The 1,654-nt window shown below is 40.0% G+C and carries 1 protein-coding gene; it reads left to right on the top strand.

From position 1 onward, the window contains the following. Window positions 1–106 precede the first annotated feature (106 nt). Window positions 107–1,627 carry an IS1634 family transposase gene (locus tag HMJ38_RS25005; RefSeq protein ID WP_194977184.1) on the top strand — a complete coding sequence of 507 codons (1,521 nt, stop codon included), beginning with the start codon at window positions 107–109 and terminating at the stop codon, window positions 1,625–1,627. Window positions 1,628–1,654: the final 27 nt, after the last annotated feature.

The following is a 1,654-nucleotide window of genomic DNA, read 5'->3' as shown; positions in this document are numbered from 1 at the left end:
TCCTGTTTTGTGCGGATGTGTTTTAGGTGAAAATTAAGTAGCTGAAATATAGGTATTTATTTGTCTTGATTTTGTGATTTTGGGTGTCTCGGTCTATTTTTAGTTCATGTTTGTGAGACGGAAGAAGAATTCAAGTGGTAGTTTCAGTATTCAGATTATCCAGAAAGTTGGCAGGATCAATAAAGTGGTCAAGTCAATCGGAAGTTCCTTTGATGAAGCGGAATTGGATATTCTTGAGCGTCAGGCCAAGCTTGAGATTGAGAGAATGCAAGGTCAGACTTTTCTGTTTTCAAATGACAGGGACAGCAGCTTAAAATCCATTCTCTCGAATGTGGGCAACAACGAGATTGAATTAGTAGGTCCTGACAACATACTTGGAAGAATTTATGAGTCAATGGGTTATCATAAGATCGGAATCGATGATCTATTTAGGGACCTGGTTATGTCCAGACTGGTTTATCCTGGCTCCAAGTTAAAAACAGTTGATTACCTGTCCAGATTCAAAAACAAGGAAATCAGTGTTTATTCCATCTATCGGTATATGGATAAGATCCATAAAGAGTTCAAAGAGGATGTAGAGAGAATAACATTCAATCACTTTGAGAAGATTCTGGGAGGGCAAATCGGCATTGTGTTCTATGACATGACCACATTATACTTTGAGGCTCCGGATGAAGATGATCTGCGGAAAATCGGTTATTCAAAAGATGGCAAGCATCAGCACCCCCAGATCAAACTGGGGCTGTTGGTCGGTCCGCAGGGCTATCCGCTTGGATATGATATTTTTGAAGGCAGTACGTATGAGGGATATACCCTGATACCTGTTCTGGAAAATATCCAAAAGAAGTTTTCCATCGGTAAACCTATAGTGATTGCAGATGCAGGCCTACTGTCCAGCGCCAATATCAGAGCACTCATCAGTCACGGTTACAGGTTTGTACTGGGCGGTAAAATCAGGAATGAAAGCAAAGAGATCAAAGATGCAATCCGGGAACTGGAAATAACCGAAGACAATCCCAGAGAAGTGAAAAAAGACGGTTATAGACTGGTTGTAAGCTTTTCTGAAAAGAGATTGAAGAAAGATGCTCACAACAGGAAAAAGGGGCTTGAAAAGCTCGAGAAAAAGGTAAAAAATGGGAAAATCGACAAAAGCAGTATCAATAACAGGGGATATAACAAGTACCTCAAGCTTGAGTCAGAAATCAAAGTAGCTATCGATTATACCAAATATCAACTGGATGCCAGATGGGATGGACTGAAAGGATATCTTACAAATACTGATATGAAATCCAAGGAGGTTATTGCTGCATACGGAAACTTGTGGCAAATAGAAAAGGCTTTCCGGATCAGCAAGACAGATATCAGAATAAGGCCAATCTACCACCGAATACCGGAAAGAATCCAAACACATATCTGTATCTGTTTTGTATCTTATGCTGTATTCAAAGAACTGGAAAGGCTTCTCAAAAACCGAAAAGTATCATTTTCTGCAAGCAGAGCTATCGAGCTTACCAAAAATATGTATCAGATAAGGGTATTCCTTCCTGATTCTAAAACCTATACTACAGTACCACTCAAACCAACTCAGGAACAACAGGAACTAATCTCTGCTATCATGAAAAATTAGCCTGGGTGTCCCATCGCACAAAACAGG

Source organism: Aquiflexum lacus, assembly GCF_015476655.1.
Taxonomy (GTDB): domain Bacteria; phylum Bacteroidota; class Bacteroidia; order Cytophagales; family Cyclobacteriaceae; genus Aquiflexum; species Aquiflexum lacus.
This window is presented reverse-complemented; position numbering and strand designations above follow the sequence as displayed.